The 17748-nt window shown below is 71.8% G+C and carries 14 protein-coding genes; 6 read left to right on the top strand and 8 right to left on the bottom strand.

The annotated features are described in order from the left end of the window. Positions 1-224 precede the first annotated feature (224 nt). Genes ABZ953_RS19145 through ABZ953_RS19130 form a run of 4 tightly spaced genes read left to right on the top strand, consistent with a single transcriptional unit; the run spans position 225 to position 5603 of the window. Positions 225-2462, top strand: coding sequence for a HAMP domain-containing protein (locus ABZ953_RS19145; RefSeq protein WP_361724867.1), 2238 nt, complete (start codon positions 225-227; stop codon positions 2460-2462). 6 nt (positions 2463-2468) lie between these two features. Continuing rightward, positions 2469-4037 carry a poly-gamma-glutamate synthase PgsB gene (gene pgsB / locus ABZ953_RS19140; RefSeq protein WP_361724864.1) on the top strand — a complete coding sequence of 523 codons (1569 nt, stop codon included), beginning with the start codon at positions 2469-2471 and terminating at the stop codon, positions 4035-4037. Next, on the top strand, positions 4034-4516 hold the full coding sequence (locus ABZ953_RS19135) for a poly-gamma-glutamate biosynthesis protein PgsC/CapC (protein WP_055564848.1): 483 nt from the start codon (positions 4034-4036) through the stop codon (positions 4514-4516). The genes pgsB and ABZ953_RS19135 overlap by 4 nt, the downstream gene beginning before the upstream one ends. A 16-nt stretch (positions 4517-4532) precedes the next feature. Continuing rightward, positions 4533-5603, top strand: coding sequence for an NlpC/P60 family protein (locus ABZ953_RS19130; RefSeq protein ID WP_361724861.1), 1071 nt, complete (start codon positions 4533-4535; stop codon positions 5601-5603). A gap of 22 nt (positions 5604-5625) precedes the next feature. Here ABZ953_RS19130 and ABZ953_RS19125 read toward each other — a convergent pair whose 3' ends face one another. After that, entirely contained in the window at positions 5626-6018 is a 393-nt protein-coding gene (locus tag ABZ953_RS19125; RefSeq protein WP_361724858.1) for an NTP pyrophosphohydrolase, read from the bottom strand. A gap of 67 nt (positions 6019-6085) precedes the next feature. On the opposite strand from ABZ953_RS19125, the gene ABZ953_RS19120 reads away from it, so the two are divergent. Beyond that, a complete protein-coding gene (locus ABZ953_RS19120) occupies positions 6086-7165 on the top strand; it encodes a hypothetical protein (protein ID WP_361724855.1) in 1080 nt (359 codons plus the stop codon). 103 nt (positions 7166-7268) lie between these two features. On the opposite strand, the gene ABZ953_RS19115 is transcribed toward ABZ953_RS19120, so the two are convergent. The 6 genes from ABZ953_RS19115 to ABZ953_RS19090 form a co-directional block, all read right to left on the bottom strand. After that, on the bottom strand, positions 7269-9401 hold the full coding sequence (locus ABZ953_RS19115; protein ID WP_361724852.1) for a 3-hydroxyacyl-CoA dehydrogenase NAD-binding domain-containing protein: 2133 nt from the start codon (positions 9399-9401) through the stop codon (positions 7269-7271). Next, on the bottom strand, positions 9398-10624 hold the full coding sequence (locus ABZ953_RS19110) for an acetyl-CoA C-acyltransferase (RefSeq protein ID WP_361724849.1): 1227 nt from the start codon (positions 10622-10624) through the stop codon (positions 9398-9400). The genes ABZ953_RS19115 and ABZ953_RS19110 overlap by 4 nt, the downstream gene beginning before the upstream one ends. A 237-nt stretch (positions 10625-10861) precedes the next feature. Further along, positions 10862-11149, bottom strand: a complete 288-nt coding sequence (locus ABZ953_RS19105) for a hypothetical protein (RefSeq protein WP_361724846.1) — start codon at positions 11147-11149, stop codon at positions 10862-10864. Positions 11150-11947: 798 nt separating this feature from the next. Next, entirely contained in the window at positions 11948-13225 is a 1278-nt protein-coding gene (locus ABZ953_RS19100) for a ribonuclease D (protein ID WP_361724843.1), read from the bottom strand. Positions 13226-13303: 78 nt separating this feature from the next. After that, positions 13304-13966 (bottom strand): response regulator transcription factor, encoded by a 663-nt coding sequence (locus ABZ953_RS19095; protein ID WP_030687574.1) that lies wholly within the window; start codon positions 13964-13966, stop codon positions 13304-13306. 387 nt (positions 13967-14353) lie between these two features. Further along, positions 14354-15037, bottom strand: a complete 684-nt coding sequence (locus tag ABZ953_RS19090) for a DUF3000 domain-containing protein (RefSeq protein ID WP_361724839.1) — start codon at positions 15035-15037, stop codon at positions 14354-14356. A gap of 85 nt (positions 15038-15122) precedes the next feature. On the opposite strand from ABZ953_RS19090, the gene hemE reads away from it, so the two are divergent. Next, on the top strand, positions 15123-16196 hold the full coding sequence (gene hemE / locus ABZ953_RS19085; RefSeq protein ID WP_361724836.1) for a uroporphyrinogen decarboxylase: 1074 nt from the start codon (positions 15123-15125) through the stop codon (positions 16194-16196). Between the two features lie 89 nt (positions 16197-16285). On the opposite strand, the gene ABZ953_RS19080 is transcribed toward hemE, so the two are convergent. Then, a complete protein-coding gene (locus ABZ953_RS19080) occupies positions 16286-17725 on the bottom strand; it encodes an FAD-dependent oxidoreductase (RefSeq protein WP_361724833.1) in 1440 nt (479 codons plus the stop codon). Between the last annotated feature and the right edge of the window lie 23 nt (positions 17726-17748).

Genomic DNA, 17748 nt, shown 5'->3' with positions numbered 1-17748 from the left:
TGGAAGACGCGGTCGCGGCCGAGCCGAGTTCGGCTCAAACTCGCGCCCGACGCGATCTAGCTCACATTTCTTTCACTTCGTACATCCCTCCCGGGGGTACGCGCGTCAGACCTCTCCGGAACGCATCACTTTGCGTGCCCTCAACCCGCGTCATTCCAGGAGAGGAGCCCCCCTTGGCCGCTTCGCGTTCGAAGCGGCGGCACAAGGTCCGCCGAAGGACCGACATGTCACTGCTGGGAGGCATACGTCCCCCCATCGCCGTGCTTTCGGTCCTGCTCCTCGCCCTCGCGGGCATCACCGCTCTCACCCTCGGCAGGGCCGGCCAGGAGGCCGTCCCCAAAGCCGTCAAGCTGTCCCAGCAGCACTTCGCCGAGGACGGCGCCATCGCGCTGCGCGCCTCCATCGACGAGTCCGTCACCGACCTGACGCGGACCGCCGAGCTCTTCAGCGCGGGCGAGCCCGTGCCCGCCGACGCCGTCCTCGACAAGACCGGCAGCGTCTACCAGAAGTGGATGGGCACGGCGATTGTCGAGATCGCCTCGGGCAAGCTCCTCGCCGCCCGCGGCGAGAACCTCCCGCTGACCGCCATCGACCGCGGCGAGCTCGCAGGCAAGGACGGCCTGGCCCCGCGCATGGTGCGCCTGGAGAACGGCGAGACCCGCCTCCTCTCCTTCGCCCTGCTCACCTGGAAGGGCCAGCCCCAGCAACTCCTCGTCGCCTCCAGCAGCCTGCGCTTCCCCGGCATCAGCCTCGGCAAGTTCCGCTCCATCGCCGTCGTCGACCAGGACGCCCACGTCCTGAGCACCGACGGCATCCCCGAGCCCGAGCAGGTCCTCACCGACCTGCAGCGCGACGAGGTCGCCCAGTCCAACAAGCAGCTCAAGGCGTTCGCGGCGGGCGCCGCCAAGAAGGCACGCGCCCACCCGCTGATGTCCAAGGAGCCCGGCTCCGGCGGCTTCCTCGGCGTCAGCGGACACCTCACCGGCGAGCGCTACCTCGGTGAGCGCGCCGTCGCCGGTTACGCGACCCTCGCGGGCCCCGAAGCCGGCGAGGCGACCGTGGCCACCCGGCTCGGCCTCACCGTCGTCGCGATGGTCCCGGTCGCCGAGGACCCGACGGCCAAGAGCGACTCCGCCTTCGGACTGATCGCCGCGGGCGCCCTGCTGCTCATCGGCGGGCTCACCGTCTTCCTGCTCCTGCGGACCGTGCAGCGACCGCTGATCCGGCTCTTCCTGGAGGGCCGCCGCCTCACCCGCGGCGACGTCGACCGGCCGGTCTCCGTGCCGCGCTACGGCGAGGCCGCCCGCATCGGCACCGCCCTCGAAGAGCTGCGCCGCCAGCTCACCGGCGAACCCGCGGCCCGTCAGGACAAGCCCGCCCGCCGCCGCAGGTTCGGCTCCCGCACCCTGATCGCCGTCTGCGCGGTGCTGCTGCTCGCCTGGTCCGCGCCGCTCATGCTGCTGCTCAACCGGGCCGGTGACACCGTCGTCGTACCGCAGCAGATGGTCAACGACCAGCGCGAGCGCACCGACACCCTCACCGACCGGGTCCGCCGCGCCCTCAACGAGGGTCACGCCGACCTCACCTCGGTCGCCACCCTCATGGGCGACCGCACCGAGTCGTCGGACATGGCCAAGGTGCTCCAGAGCACCATGAACCAGCACGGCCGCTACCAGTCCCTGTACGTCCTCGACGCGGACGGCAAGGTCCTCGCCAAGGCGGGCGACGACCCCCGCAGTCCGTCCGGCAAGGGCCCCTCCGGGAAGCCCCTGCGCGTCGTCGACGAGGGCGGCAAGGAGCCGGTGATCATCGGCACGGCCGAGGTGCCGGGCCGCGAGGGAGCGGCTGTCGTCGGCGAGTTCCGCATCGACTTCCTCAACTCCCTGCTCAAGCGCCCCGGTCTCGGCCAGGTCCGGGTCGTCGACGACGAGCGCAAGGTGATCGGCGCCAACGCCGGATACTTCGAGTTCGAGGATCTGCCGGGCAAGCGGCTCAACGCCCTCGCCGAGGGCACCAGCCAGAAGGTGGGCCTCAGCCCCCGCCCCAGCGGGGTCCTCTACCGCCACGGCGACGACATCCAGATCGCGGCCGCGGCCCCGTTCGTCGGCGGCGGCGCCGCCGCTTCGCTCGGCTGGACGGTGGTCAGCTGGCAGCCCGCCTCCGGCCTCGCCATCCCCGAGTACAGCTACCAGAACCGCACGGTCCTCGCGGGCCTGCTCGGCATCACCGCGGCCGCGGCCTGCCTCGGCTGGCTGCACATCGTCGTCGTACGGCCGCTGCGCCACCTCGCGGACCAGGCGGAGGCCCTCGCCGGCGGGGACCGCCGCACCGTCCTCTACCCGCGTCACCACGACGAGGTCGGCGCCGTCACCCGCAGCCTCGAACTCATCAGGCAACAGCTGCCGACGGGCACGCAGCGCAAGCGGGACGGCGTCACGGCCGGCCTCGCCGGAAGGAACTGAACCCCCGTGCTCTTCCTCTACACCGTTCTCGTGGTGTGCTGCGCCATCCTGCTCGCGGCCGGAGTCGTCGAACAGCGGCGGCACTTCGCCAGCCTGGAGCACATCCCCACTCGGGTCCTGGTCAACGGCATCCGCGGCAAGTCCTCCATCACCCGCCTGTGCGCGGGCGCCCTGCGCGGCGGCGGGCTCACCACGGTCGCCAAGACCACCGGCACCGCGGCCCGGTTCATCCACCCCGACGCCACCGAGGAGCCCGTCTACCGCAAGTTCGGCATCGCCAACGTCGTCGAGCAGATCGGCATCGTGCGGCGCGCCGCCGCCTACGACCCGGACGCCCTGGTCATCGAGTGCATGGCGGTCATGCCGGCCCTCCAGGAGATCAACCAGTCCAAGCTGATCCGCTCCACCATCGGCGTGCTCTGCAACGTCCGCGAGGACCACCTCGCCGAGATGGGCCCCACCCTCGACGACGTCGCGCGCTCGCTCTCCCGCTCCATGCCCGAGGGCGGCATCTGCGTCACCGCGGAGCAGGACCGCTTCGACATCCTGAAGCAGGAGGCCGACGCGCGGAACTGCCGGCTCATCTACGCCGACCCGGAGACGGTCACCGACGACGAGCTGCGCGGCTTCAGCTGGTTCACCTTCAAGGAGAACGTGTCGATCGCCCTGAAGGTCGCCGAGCTCGTCGGTGTCGGCCGCGAGGTGGCCCTCCAGGGCATGTACGACGCTCCGCCGGACCCCGGTGTCCTCTCCGTCGAGCGGTACGCCACCGAGGACGGCAAGAAGCTCCGCTTCGCCAACGTCTTCGCGGCCAACGACCCCGAGTCGACGCTGATGAACATCAACCAGCTCCTCGACCTCGGCGCCATCCACCGCCCGCTCAACGTCGTCATCAACTGCCGCCCCGACCGCGTCGAGCGCAACGGCCAGATGGGCGAGATCATCCCCGACCTCCAGCCGGAGAAGGTCTTCGTCATCGGCCACCCCGCCAAGTCCGCCATCGACGCGATCCCCGCCGAGTGGCGCGGCCGCGCGGTGGACCTCGGCGGCGACCGGCGCGACCCCGAGGAGTTCATGCGCGAGATGCTCGCGCAGCTCGGCGCCGACTCCTCCCTCGTCGCGATCGGCAACATCCACGGCCAGGGCGAGCTGCTCCTCGAGCACCTGGCCGAACTGCCCGCCGACGAGAGCGAGGAGCAGGCTCCCGAGGAGCCCGCGCCGTTCTACGAGCCGCACGTCGACCCGTACCAGCACTACCCGGAGGCGTACGAGACGCGGTACACGCCGGTCCACGTCCCCGGTCAGCGCACTCCGGACCAGCCGTACGAGCCCTACGCACCGCAACAGCACCACCAGCAGTACGAGCACCGGCACCAGCAGCAGTACGAGCAGCACCAGCAGCACCCACAGTACGAGCAGCACCAGCAGCAGTACGTGCCCCAGGAGGGCTACGCACCCCCGGAACCGCGTCCCAAGGCCGCCGCGCCCCGCGGCCTGTTCGAGCCGCGGGTGCCGCCCGCACCGCCCGCCGCAGACGACACCCAGCAGTGGCACAGCCCAGGAGAGCCCCGTTGATTCCCTCCGTCCTCACCCCCGAGATCGCCGCGGTCGGCATCGCGCTCGGGCTGCTCTTCTCGCTGGTCTGCTATCTGACGACCAACCTCTCGCCCGGCGGCATGATCACCCCGGGCTGGCTCGCGCTGACCCTCGTCGAGGACCTGCAGCGCGCCGCCATGGTCGTGGGTGTCACCGTCCTCACCTACGTCTGCACGCTCCTCATGCAGCGCTTCGTGATCCTCTACGGCAAGCGCCTGTTCGCCGCGGTCGTACTGACCGGCGTGGTGCTCCAGGCCACCGTGATGATCGTGCTCTCGCTCGAGTTCCCGCTCATGTACAGCAATCAGACCCTCGGCTTCATCGTGCCGGGCCTGATCGCCTACCAGCTGGTCCGCCAGCCCAAGGGCCCCACCCTGCTCGCCACGGGCTCGGTGACGCTCATGGCCTACGTCGTCCTCACCGCCGGGATCCTCCTCGGCTTCATGCCGTCCGCCTGATTCCCAGGAGTCATTCATGCCGCCCAAGAAGAAGCGTCCCGTCGTGCACGCGGCGACCGTGCTCGCCCTGCTGGCGGGCAGCGCCTACCTGACCGTGGAACTGCGCAAGGACGAAGAGGCCAAGGCGCCGAAGGTGCAGGCCGTCACCGACACCCCCGGGCTGCACAGCAGCACCGGGCAGGAGGGCGGGAAGCAGAAGTGGGAGCGGCTCAAGGGCCCCGAACGCTCCGTCCTGCGCACCGACAGCGGCAAGGTCCTCGCCACCTTCACGGACGGCGCCCGCACCGCGACGCTGACCGGACCGAGCCGCACCTTCACCGAGCCCGCCAACACCAAGTCCCGGGTCGTGACCAACGACTGGGTGCGGCTGATGCCGGAGATCTGGCGCGAGGGCGCGGAGAAGGAGAAGTGGTTCAAGGACTGGTACAAGGAGTTCTCCGGCAGCGAGGAGGACGACATCTTCGCGATGGCCTTCCAGTACGTGGAGGGCGCCCCGGTCAAGAAGGACGACGAGGGCATCGCGTACGCCGGTGACGCCAACTTCGGCCCGCTGAACCCCGACGGCAGTTCCGGCAACGACTTGCGTCTCGAGCAGTCCGACTTCTTCGACTACCTCGGCATCCCGTACACCTTCCGCAACGGCACCACCATCCAGCCCGAGAAGGTGCGCGCCCGCTCCATGGACTGCTCCGGCTTCGTCCGGACCGTCTTCGGCTACCGCGCCCGCTACCCCCTGATGTCCAACGACCAGGCCGGCGACGGCCTGCCCCGCACCGCCAACGGCATGGCGCGCGGCAAGGCCGGCACGGACGTGATCGGGCTGAAGGGCGTCTCCGCCGCCGACCGGCCCAAGTCCATCGACGTGGTGCAACCCGGCGACCTTGTCTTCTTCAAGCTCGACGCCCGCACCAAGCAGCGCCTCGACCACGTCGGCATCTTCCTCGGCCACGACGCGGACGGCCACAAGATCTTCATCTCCAGCCGGGAAGAGGTCAACGGCCCGACGATCGGCGACAAGGGCGGCACCTCGCGCCTCGACGGCAACGGCTACTACGCCTCCACGCTGCGCAGCGCGAAGCGGCTCTGAGGAGCCGTCGGGGGAGCGGCCGTCACGGACGTACGGCACGGGGGCCCGCGCACTGGGCCCCCACCTCGCCCACCCTGCGGCGCAGTTCGCGGTCGGCCGTGACCACCACGCACGGCCGGCCCGCCGCCGCGGCGGCCAGCTCCACGATGCGGTCGTCGCCGACGGCGGGCGCGGAGTCGACCTCGACGCCGGGCACCGACTCGATGCCCCGCGCGGCCCCCTCCACGACGAGGACGAGCTCCAGCGGCCCGGACAGTGACAGTCCCGGCAGACCGGGCAGGCCGGGCAGACCTTCTTCGGCATACGGGACGAGCGCGTCCCGCAGCCGTTCCGCGGCCCCGCGGCGGTCCTTCCACCATCCGTCGGGCACGGATCCGACGACGTTCGCGGCATCGACGACGACGAGAGTTCTCATTCGGCAAACGTAAACTAATAGGCAAAACGCTGTGCGTCCGTGATCGTGGAAGGGGTGGCGCCGAGTCATGCCGTCGAGGTCCACCAGCACCGGTGCCCCGGACACCGCCCGCTGGCTGCTGCGCGGCCGGGACGGCCGTCTCACCGCATACGCCCGTGCCGAGGGAGGGCTCCTGCGCTGGACGGAGACCGCGCCCGGTGGCCCGCGGTGGAGCGGCCCCGACTTCTTCGAGGCGCCCGGCCTGACGTACCTCACCCTCGCCCAGGGCAGCGACGGGTACGTGCACTTCCTGGGCCGCAGGGAGCTGCGGGACGCCACGGGAGCGGGCGGTGACGCCGTCGTCGACATCGTGCACTCCGTCCAGTACCAGTCGGGGCGGCCGCTCATGGACTGGCGCACGCTCGGCAACCCGCACACCAAGCGGGTCGACCGCGCCCCGTCCCTCGGCGCCCCCGCCGCCGCGGTGGACACCGAGGGCACCGTCCACGTCTTCGTGCGCGACGCGGTGGGCAGCGTCCGGATGCGCCGCGAGGGCAAGGGCGGGAAGTGGGAGGGGTGGAAGGACTTCAAGGTCCTCGACACCCTCGACGGCATGGCGGCCCTCGCCACGTCGACGGGCCGCGTGGAGGTGTTCGCCCCGGGCGGCAAGGCCACCCTGCGCTGGGCCCAGGAGAAGCAGGGCGGCGAACTGCAGCGCGCCGACGACCTCCCGCCGGCCCCCGCCCCCGGCTCCGGCACGCTCATCGAGACCGCCCCCGACCGCCTCACGTACTACGCGTCCGACGCCCTCGGCGACGGCGTCCTCGCCCACCGCCCGGCGGGCGGCGCGGCCGCGGTGCCCCTAGGCGGCGCCCCCGGCCCCGGGCCCACGGCGGCCGTCCGGACCACCGTCGACGGCTACGACTGCACGGTCCTCGCGCACCGCACGCGCAGCGGGCGCCCGGGGCTCGCCGCGTTCCCGACGGAGGACGAGGGGGCGGGCCTGTGGTGGGCCGAGACCGGCGAACCGTGCCTGGGCGCCCCGTCGTTGACGATCGACGCGCGCGGCCGCGTGGTCATGGCGGCGATCGGCCTCGACGGCACGCTGCGCCTCGCCCGGCAGAAGGCGGAGCCGGGCCTCGCGCTGGAGGCGTGGACCCGGGTGTGACGACGGGGCGTGACGACCGGGTGTGACGACCGGGTGTGGGGAAACGACGGTGGGCCGTACGGGACAACTCCCGTACGGCCCACCGTCGTTGCTGTGCGACGCGTTACGCCGGGACGCTCGCCACGCCCTGCGCGAGGAACCGCTTCCCGGTCACCCGCTCGCTGACACCCTCACGGTCCAGGTACGGCGTGATGCCGCCCAGGTGGAAGGGCCAGCCCGCGCCGGTGATCAGGCAGAGGTCGATGTCCTGCGCCTCGGCGACGACGCCCTCGTCGAGCATGAGCCCGATCTCCTGCGCCACCGCGTCGAGCACGCGGTCGCGGACCTGCTCCTCGGTCAGGACGGAGTCGCCCTGCTTCAGGAGCGCGGCGACCTCGGGGTCGAGCTCCGGCTTCCCGCTGTCGTACACGTAGAAGCCGCGCTTGCCCGCCTTGACGACGGCCGCGAGGTTCGGCGAGACGGTGAAGCGCTCCGGGAAGGAACGGTTCAGCGTCTCGGAGACGTGCAGGCCGATGGCCGGGCCGACCAGTTCGAGGAGCACCAGCGGCGACATCGGCAGACCGAGCGGCTCGACGGCCTTCTCGGCGACCGCGACCGGGGTGCCCTCGTCGATGACGTTCTGGATCTCGCCCATGAAGCGCGTGAGGATGCGGTTCACGACGAACGCCGGAGCGTCCTTGACCAGAACAGCGGTCTTCTTCAGCTTTTTGGCGACACCGAACGCCGTGGCCAGCGAGGCGTCGTCGGTCTGCTCGCCGCGCACGATCTCCAGGAGCGGCAGGATCGCGACCGGGTTGAAGAAGTGGAAGCCGACGACCCGCTCGGGGTGCTTCAGCTTCGACGCCATCTCGGAGACCGAGAGCGAGGAGGTGTTGGTGGCGAGGATCGCGTGCGCCGGGGCGACCGCCTCGACCTCCGCGAACACCTGCTGCTTGACGCCGATCTCCTCGAAGACGGCCTCGATGATGAAGTCGGCGTCGGAGAAGCCCTCGGCCTTGTCGAGGACACCGGAGACGAGGCCCTTGAGGCGGTTCGCCTTGTCCTGGTTGACCCGGCCCTTGAGGAGCAGCTTGTCGATCTCGCCGTGGACGTAGCCGACGCCCTTGTCGACGCGCTCCTGGTCGATGTCGGTCAGCACGACCGGCACCTCCAGGCGGCGCAGGAAGAGCAGGGCGAGCTGCGAGGCCATCAGACCGGCGCCGACGACGCCGACCTTGGTGACCGGGCGCGCCAGGTTCTTGTCCGGGGCGCCCGCGGGGCGCTTGGCGCGCTTCTGCACGAGGTTGAACGAGTAGATGCCCGCGCGCAGTTCACCGCCCATGATGAGGTCGGCGAGCGCGGCGTCCTCGGAGTCGAAGCCCCGCTGCAGGTCGCCGTCCTTGGCGGCCTCGATGATCTCCAGGGCGCGGTAGGCGGCCGGAGCGGCGCCGTGCACCTTGGAGTCGGCGATGGCGCGGCCGCGCGCGACGGCGGCGTCCCAGCCCGCGCCGCGGTCGACCTCGGCGCGGACGACCTCGACCGAGCCGTTGAGGACGGAGGCCGTCCAGATCAGCGACTGCTCCAGGAAGTCGGCGCCCTCGAACAGGGCGTCGGCGATGCCGAGCTCGAAGACCTGCTTGCCCTTGAGCTGACGGTTCTGGTTCAGCGAGTTCTCGATGATGACCGAGACGGCCTTGTCGGCGCCGATCAGGTTCGGGAGCAGCGCACAGCCGCCCCAGCCCGGGACCAGGCCGAGGAAGACCTCGGGCAGCGAGAAGGCGGGCAGCGCCTTGGAGACGGTGCGGTAGGAGCAGTGCAGACCGACCTCGACGCCACCGCCCATCGCGGCGCCGTTGTAGTACGCGAAGGTCGGCACGGCGAGCCCGGAGAGCCGCTTGAAGACCTCGTGGCCGCCCTTGCCGATGGCCAGCGCGTCGTCGTGCTTCTTCAGGAGCTCGACGCCCTTGAGGTCGGCGCCGACGGCGAAGATGAAGGGCTTGCCGGTGATGCCGACGCCGACGAGTCCGCCCTCGGCCGCCTCCTTCTCGACCTGGTCGATGGCGGCGTTCAGGTTCGCGAGCGAGCCGGGGCCGAAGGTGGTCGGCTTGGTGTGGTCGAAGCCGTTGTCCAGCGTGATGAGCGCGAAGCGCCCGGCGCCGTGGGGGAGGTCGAGGTGGCGTACGTGCGCCTGCGTGACGACCTCGTCCGGGAACAGCTCGGCCGCACCCTTCAGGAGCTCAGCGGTGGTGGTGCTCACTTGTCGCCTCCGGCGTCCTTGTGGTTCGGGTTCTCCCAGATGACCGTGGCGCCCATGCCGAAGCCGACGCACATGGTCGTGAGGCCGTAGCGGACCTCGGGCTGCTCCTCGAACTGCCGCGCCAGCTGCGTCATCAGGCGTACGCCGGACGAGGCGAGCGGGTGGCCGTACGCGATGGCGCCGCCGTACTGGTTGACGCGGGCGTCGTCGTCGGCGATGCCGTAGTGCTCCAGGAAGGCGAGCACCTGCACGGCGAAGGCCTCGTTGATCTCGAAGAGACCGATGTCGGAGATCGACAGGCCCGCCTGGGCGAGCGCCTTCTCCGTGGCCGGGATCGGCCCGTACCCCATGACCTCGGGCTCGACGCCCGCGAAGGAGTACGAGACCAGGCGCATCTTGACGGGCAGCCCGTTCTCGCGCGCGAACTCCTCGGACGCGATGAGCGAGGCGGTGGCGCCGTCGTTGAGACCGGCGGCGTTGCCCGCGGTGACGCGGCCGTGCGTACGGAACGGCGTCTTGAGGCCCGCGAGGTTCTCCAGGGTCGTCCCCGGCCGCATCGGCTCGTCGGCGGTGGCGAGGCCCCAGCCGGTCTCCCCGGCCTCCTCGTTGGTGCGCCGTACGGAGACCGGCACGAGGTCGGCCTGGATCTTGCCGTCGGCGTACGCCTTGGCGGCCTTCTCCTGCGAGCGCACCGCGTACTCGTCGGCGCGCTGCTTGGTGATGCTCGGGTAGCGGTCGTGGAGGTTCTCCGCCGTCATGCCCATGAACAGCGCGGACTCGTCCACGAGCTTCTCGCTCACGAACCGCGGGTTGGGGTCGACGCCCTCACCCATGGGGTGGCGGCCCATGTGCTCGACACCGCCGGCGACGGCGATGTCGTACGCGCCGAAGGCGACGCTGCCCGCGACCGAGGTCACGGCGGTCAGGGCGCCGGCGCACATCCGGTCGATGGAGTAGCCGGGCACGGACTGCGGGAGCCCGGCGAGGATGCCGGCGGTGCGGCCGATCGTCAGACCCTGGTCGCCGATCTGCGTGGTCGCGGCGATGGCGACCTCGTCGATCTTGGCGGGGTCGAGGTCCGGGTTGCGGCGCAGCAGCTCCCGGATGGCCTTCACGATGAGGTCATCGGCACGGGTCTCGTGGTAGATGCCCTTCGGGCCCGCCTTGCCGAACGGGGTGCGGACGCCATCGACGAAGACGACGTCCCTGACGGTACGAGGCACGTTGGCTCTCCTCCAGGGTGCGGTGCGCCTGGCGGCGCGCTTCCTGCGTCCACCCTACTTGCCGGTAACTACGCGGCCAAGGGTGCCCTCCGGGAGGCGAAGGTCACACTTGGTGCGGGCCTCCGCTCCCTCCGGCCGCGCACTCCCCACCTGCCGCGAGCCGCTCCCGGGCGGGGGCCGGCCCCCACGCCCCACCGCACCCTCCTGCGCGGCGCTCCCTCCTCCACATGCCTGCACTCACATCCCCTGTAGGGGCGCCGCCCGCTCCGCGGCGGTCTCCTCCCTCCCACCCACCCGTTCACCCGGCACGGGCAGCTCGGGTAGGGGCGCCGCCTGCTGCGCGGCGGTCTCCTCCCGCCCGCCCGCCCGTTTACCCGGCACGGGCAGCTCGGGTAGGGGCGCCGCCCACTCCGCGGCGGTCTCTTCCCACCCACCCACCCGTTCACCCGGCACGGGCAGCTCCCGTAGGGGCCCCGCCTGCTGCGCGGCGGTCTCCTCCCACCCACCCGCCCGTTCACCCGGCACGGGCAGCTCCCGTAGGGGCCCCGCCCACTCCGCGGCGGATGACCCCAACAAGCCCACCCACCCACCTCGCTCACCCTGCGGTGCGGGGTAAACGGGTGGGTGGGTGGGGGGATCCGCCGCGCAGCGGCGGGGCAGGGGGCGGCCTAAGAATCAGGGCCCCAGACCCAGGACGGGTCCGAGCCGAAGGGCTTGAGCTGGTGGCCCCAGACCCAGGGTGGATCCGAGCCGAGGGGCTTGAGCTGAGGGTCCCAGACCCAGGGTGGGTCCGAGCCGAGGGCCCCAGACCCAAGACGGGTCCGAGCCGAGGGCCCCAGACCCAAGACGGGTCCGAGCCGAGGGGTCCGAGCTGGTGGCCCCAGACCCAGGGTGGGTCCGAGCCGAGGGGCCCGGGCTTGGGGCTCCGAGTTCTGGGGGTCGGGCTCTGGGGTCCGGGCTTGGGGCTCCGAGTTCCAGGGGTCGGGCTCTGGGGCCCGAGTCCCGGGGTCCGAGTCCCGGGGGCCGAGCTCCGGGGTCCGAGTCCCGAGTTCGGGGTCCAGGGTCTGGGGTCCGGGCTCCATGGGCCGGGCTCTGAGCTCCGAGTCCGAACCCCGGGGCTCACGGCCCCAGATTCGGAGCTTGAAACCCGAGGCCCGAGGCCCGAGGCCCGAAACCCGAGGCCCGAGGCCTGAGGAGGAGTTAAGGCCCCCGACCGTGGGCTGAGACCCACGGTCGGGGGCCAACGCCCAAGACCGGGGGCACAAGGCGCAAGGCACAAGGCACGAGGCCCGGGCCCTCAACCCTTGCCCCGCCCCCCAAGCCTCAAGAAAGAGCCGTGACCAGAACCGGTGTCACCTGGGTGATCTGCCAGGGGCGTGCTCCGTGGCCGGAGAGCGCGGCGGCCACCGAGTCGTGGTCCAGTGGAGTGGGAGGCTCCCAGCAGACGCGGCGGACCGTGTCCGGAGTGATCAGGTTCTCCTGCGGCATGTTCAGCTGCTCCGCGACCGCGGACACCGCCGCCCGCGCCGCGGAGAGCCGCGCCGCCGCGGCGGGGTCGCGGTCCGCCCAGGAGCGGGGCGGCGGCGGGCCGGTCACGGTCTGGCCGGGCTGCGGCAGCTCCGCGTCGGGGAGCGCCTTCGCGCGGTCGACCGCGGCCTGCCACTGGTCCAGCTGGCGCCGCCCCATGCGGTGCCCGAAGCCCGTGAGGCCCGCGAGGGCGTGCACATTGGGCGGCAGCGCGAGCGCGGCCTCGACGATCGCCCCGTCGCTGAGCACCTTGCCCGGCGAGACGTCCCGGCGCTGCGCGATCCGGTCGCGCGCGGTCCACAGCTCCCGTACGACCGCCATCTGCCGACGCCGCCGCACCTTGTGCATGCCGGACGTCCGGCGCCAGGGGTCCTTGCGGGGCGGCGCGGGCGGCGCGGAGGCGATGGCGTCGAACTCCTCGCGGGCCCACTCCAGCTTCCCCTGCCGGTCGAGCTCCTTCTCCAGGGCGTCACGCAGGTCGACGAGGAGCTCGACGTCGAGCGCGGCATACCGCAGCCAGGGCTCGGGCAGCGGCCGTGTCGACCAGTCGACGGCGGAGTGCCCCTTCTCCAGCACGTACCCGAGGACTCCCTCGACCATCGCGCCGAGGCCCACGCGCGGGAACCCGGCGAGCCGCCCCGCGAGCTCCGTGTCGAAGATCCGCGACGGAACCATGCCTATCTCCCGCAGGCACGGCAGATCCTGCGTCGCCGCGTGCAGCACCCACTCGGTGTCGCCGATGGCCGCGTCGAGGCCGGAGAGGTCGGGACAGGCGACGGGGTCGACGAGCGCCGTGCCCGCGCCTTCGCGGCGGAGCTGGACGAGATAGGCGCGCTGGCCGTACCGGTAGCCGGAGGCGCGCTCGGCGTCGACGGCGACGGGGCCGGTGCCCGCGGCGAAGGCGGCGACCATCGCGGCGAGCGTCTCCTCGTCGGCGATCACCGGCGGAATGCCGTCACGCGGCTCGAGCAGGGGGATCGGCAGCCCTTCGGAGGAGAGGCCGTCGTCGTCCGGAGGGGCGCCTCCGGTGGTTCGCAGTGAACTGTCTGCTGCGGTCTCTTGGGCGTCGGTCACCTGTCAAGGGTATCTGTGTATGGACAGCGCCCGTCGACGGAACGTTCCGTCGACGGGCGCGATAGGGGTGTAAATGAGTCAGTGGATGATTCCGGTACGGAGCGCGACGGCCACCATCCCGGCTCTGTCACCCGTGCCGAGCTTGCGCGCGATCCGGGCGAGGTGGCTCTTCACGGTCAGGGCGGACAGGCCCATCGAGACGCCGATGGCCTTGTTGGACTGGCCCTCCGCGACCAGACGCAGGACCTCGACCTCACGGCCCGACAGCTCGCGGTAGCCGCCGGGGTGGCTCGGGGCGCCCGGAGGGCGACGGTGCATGCGGGCGGCGGCCGAGCCGATCGGGGCCGCGCCGGGACGGGTGGGGAGTCCGACGTTCGTACGGGTGCCGGTGACGACGTAGCCCTTGACGCCGCCCGCGAGGGCGTTGCGCACGGCGCCGATGTCGTCGGCGGCGGAGAGGGCGAGCCCGTTGGGCCAGCCCGCAGCACGGGTTTCGGAGAGGAGCGTCAGGCCGGAGCCGTCGGGGAGGTGGACGTCTGCGACGCAGATGTCCCGGGGGTTGCCGATGCGGGGACGAGCCTCCGCGATGGACGAGGCTTCGATGACGTCGCGTACACCGAGCGCCCACAGGTGGCGGGTGACGGTGGAACGGACGCGGGGGTCGGCCACGACGACCATGGCGGTCGGCTTGTTCGGGCGGTAGGCGACCAGGCTTGCGGGCTGCTCAAGGAGAACGGACACCAGGCCTCCTGGGGTGCGGGACGGAACCGGCTGGGGGATGAAGCCGGGACGAACCGTGCTTTCAAGGTCACAAACCTCTTCGGCACCAAACGCATCCGCCTTTAGGGAATGATCACGATTTGGTGATAGAGAATTGGGGCAATTCGGACATGCGCTCGATCATCCGAAGATCAAACCGAACACGCCCTCTTACGGGTGACCCCCGCGGACAAACCCCGTGGGACGCGGACACGGGGATGCACGGGGGGTGAAGGGCTGGACCGGTTCCGGCCCGCACGGCCGGAACCGGCCGCACCGGGGCCACTCGGCCGCCCGCTCAACGGCCGCACGCGGGCCGCGCCCCAGCGCCACTCCGAGCGGCACTCAGGGCGTCACTCAGAGCGCCACTCAGGGGGAGAGCGGGCCCCGGCGTTGGGGGAGCGAGACCACGGACCCGTCCCCGGGCCCGGATCCGGGTACGGACCCGGACCCCGCGGGCGGCAGCCCCGCGATCTGGCAGAGCAGATCGCACCACGCGGCGAGATGCGCCCCCGTGTCCGGCACCCCGCCGGTCTCCTCCCGAGGCGTCCACGAGGCCCGGATCTCGATCTGTGAGGCGGGCGGCCGCTCCGCGAGGCCGCCGAAGTAGTGCGACCCGGCACGTGTCACCGTCCCGCTCGCCTCTCCCGCGCAGAGCCCGCGCGCCTGCAGCGCGCCGGTCAGCCACGACCAGCACACCTCCGGAAGCAGCGGATCCGCCGCCATCTCCGGTTCGAGCTCCGCCCGGACGAGGGTGACAAGGCGGAAGGTGCCCTGCCAGGCCTCGTGCCCCGACGGATCGTGGAGCAGGACGAGCCGCCCGTCCGCGAGGTCCTCCTCGCCGTCGACGACGGCGGCCTCCAACGCGTACGCGTACGGCGCGAGCCGCTGCGGTGCCCGCGTCGGGTCGATCTCGATCTCCGGCCGCAGCCGTGCCCCCCGCAGCGCCTCGACCGCCGCGCGGAAGGGCAACGGAGCCGAATCCGCCACCTTCCCCTCCGAACTCTCCATCTCGCCAGCGTCGTCCGACCGTTGTCCCTGAGCCGCAGCCATGCGGGGAAGGTTAAGGGGAACGGCGGCTTCGCGCAGGGAGAGACACCCGTGAGGGGGTTCTCGGTCAACGTGCGAGACTTTCCGCGTGAGTGCCAATGACAGCCGAGGCCCCGAGGGCCGGCAGAACACAGCGACGTACGACTCCCCCTTCATGAAGGCGTGCAGGCGCGAGGCCGTGCCGCATACGCCGGTCTGGTTCATGCGGCAGGCGGGGCGCTCACTGCCCGAGTACCGCAAGGTCCGTGAGGGCACCGCCATGCTGGAGTCCTGCATGCGGCCCGACCTCGTCACCGAGATCACGCTGCAGCCGGTCCGCCGCCACAATGTGGACGCCGCGATCTACTTCAGCGACATCGTCGTCCCGCTCAAGGCGATCGGCATCGACCTCGACATCAAGCCCGGCGTCGGGCCCGTCGTCGAGAAGCCGATCCGTACGCGCGCCGACCTCGCGCAACTGCGGGACCTCACGCCGGACGACGTCCACTACGTCACCGAGGCGATGGGGATGCTCACCGCCGAGCTCGGTTCGACGCCGCTCATCGGGTTCGCCGGGGCGCCTTTCACCCTTGCGAGCTACCTCGTGGAGGGCGGCCCGAGCCGTAACCACGAGCACACCAAGGCCCTGATGTACGGCGACCCGCAGCTCTGGGCCGACCTGCTCGACCGGCTCGCGGAGATCACCGGCGCCTTCCTGAAGGTGCAGATCGAGGCGGGCGCGAGTGCCGTGCAGCTCTTCGACTCGTGGGTGGGCGCCCTGTCGCCCGCCGACTACCGTCGCTCGGTGATGCCCGCGTCGGCGAAGGTCTTCGACGCGGTCGCCCCGTACGGCGTGCCCCGCATCCACTTCGGCGTCGGCACGGGCGAGCTGCTCGGGCTGATGGGCGAGGCCGGTGCCGACGTCGTGGGCGCCGACTGGCGGGTGCCGATGGATGAGGCCGCGCGCCGCGTCGGGCCCGGCAAGGCGCTGCAGGGCAACCTCGACCCGGCCGTCCTCTTCTCCACGCGGGAGGCCGTCGAGACCAAGGCCGACGAGGTGCTCGCGGCGGCGAAGGGTCTGGAGGGGCACATCTTCAACCTCGGGCACGGCGTGCTGCCGACCACGGACCCCGAGGCGCTGACCCGCCTCGTGGAGCACGTGCACACGCGCACGGCCGTCTGAACGGGTACCGTCCGAAAGATGTCCGAAAAGGGTCCCTGCCCGGGTGGGCGGGGACCCTTCTCCGTGCAGGGTCCGTGGCCGTGGGCGGCTCAGCTCCGGTCCGCCCGTACCGCCGCCACCGCCTTGCGGGCCGCCACCAGGACCGGGTCCCACACCGGGGAGAACGGCGGCGCGTACCCCAGGTCGAGCGCCGTCATCTGCTCCACCGTCAGCTGCGCCGTGAGCGCGACCGCCGCCACGTCGACGCGCTTGCCCGCCCCCTCACGGCCGACGATCTGGACGCCGAGGAGCCGCCCCGTGCGCCGCTCGGCGAGCATCTTCACCGTCATGAGGGCCGCCCCAGGGTAGTAACCGGCCCTGCTCGTCGACTCGATGGTCACCGTCACGAACTGGAGCCCCGCGGCCCGCGCGTCCTTCTCGCGCAGGCCGGTGCGGGCGATCTCCAGGTCGCAGACCTTGCTGACGGCCGTGCCGACGACGCCGGGGAACGTCGCGTAACCCCCGCCCACGTTCGAGCCGATGACCTGCCCGTGCTTGTTGGCGTGCGTGCCGAGCGCGATGTGCCGCTCGCGCCCCGACACCAGGTCGAGGACCTCCACGCAGTCGCCGCCCGCCCAGACGATCCCGCCCGCCTCGGCTCCGCGCACCCGCATCGCGAGGTCGGTCAGGAGCCCGCCGTGCTCGCCGAGCGGCAGTCCCGCCTCCCGGGCGAGCGTCGTCTCGGGACGTACGCCGATGCCGAGCACCACCACGTCCGCCGGGTACTCGGCGTCCTCCGTGGCCACCGCCCTGACCCGCCCGTCGTCACCCGTGAGGATCTTGCTGACCTCGGCGCCGTTGACCATCGCGATGCCCATGCCGGTCATCGCGTCGTGCACGAGGCAGCCCATGTCCGGGTCGAGCGTCGACATGGGCTCCTTGCCGCGGTTGACGACCGTGACCTCGTAGCCGCGGTGGATCAGCGCTTCGGCCATCTCGACGCCGATGTACCCCGCGCCGATGACCACGGCCCTGCGGCCGGGCGTCCGCGTCAGGGTGTCGAGCAGGGCCTGGCCGTCGTCGAGGGTCTGCACGCCGTGCACGCCGGGGGCGTCGATGCCGGGCAGCCGCGGGCGGACGGGGCGCGCGCCGGTCGCCACGACGAGCTTGTCGTACGACGTCCAGTACTCCCCGCCCGCGTCGAGATCGCCCGCGTCGAGATCGCCCGCGTCGAGATCGCCCGCGTCGAGATCGCGGGCGAGGACGCGGCGCCCCGCGAGATCGATCCGGATCACCTCCGTGCGCGTCCGCAGATCGATCGCCCGCTCCCGGTGCTGCTCGGGCGTCCGCGCGATCAACTGGTCCCGGTCCTCGACGTCTCCGCCCACCCAGTAGGGGATGCCGCAGGCGGAGTACGAGGTGAAGTGGGTCCGCTCGAACGCCACGATCTCCAGCTCGTCGGGGCCCTTGAGCCTGCGCGCCTGCGACGCGGCCGACATACCGGCCGCGTCGCCCCCGATGATCACCAGTCGTTCTCGTGTGCTGCTCATACGGACACGCTACGGCGCGGCGG

It is taken from the genome of Streptomyces sp. NPDC046465, assembly GCF_040646035.1.
Lineage (GTDB): Bacteria > Actinomycetota > Actinomycetes > Streptomycetales > Streptomycetaceae > Streptomyces.
The sequence above is the reverse complement of the archived record's forward strand: the minus strand, read 5'-3'. Positions and strand labels throughout refer to the sequence as shown.

Excerpts from the sequence above, each read along its gene's own strand:
- ABZ953_RS19120 (WP_361724855.1), top strand. The coding sequence starts at position 6,086 with ATGCCGTCGAGGTCCACCAGCACCGGTGCCCCGGACACCGCCCGCTGG.
- ABZ953_RS19080 (WP_361724833.1), bottom strand. The coding sequence starts at position 17,725 with ATGAGCAGCACACGAGAACGACTGGTGATCATCGGGGGCGACGCGGCC.
- ABZ953_RS19090 (WP_361724839.1), bottom strand. The coding sequence starts at position 15,037 with ATGGCTGCGGCTCAGGGACAACGGTCGGACGACGCTGGCGAGATGGAG.
- ABZ953_RS19130 (WP_361724861.1), top strand. The coding sequence starts at position 4,533 with ATGCCGCCCAAGAAGAAGCGTCCCGTCGTGCACGCGGCGACCGTGCTC.
- ABZ953_RS19145 (WP_361724867.1), top strand. The coding sequence starts at position 225 with ATGTCACTGCTGGGAGGCATACGTCCCCCCATCGCCGTGCTTTCGGTC.
- ABZ953_RS19125 (WP_361724858.1), bottom strand. The coding sequence starts at position 6,018 with ATGAGAACTCTCGTCGTCGTCGATGCCGCGAACGTCGTCGGATCCGTG.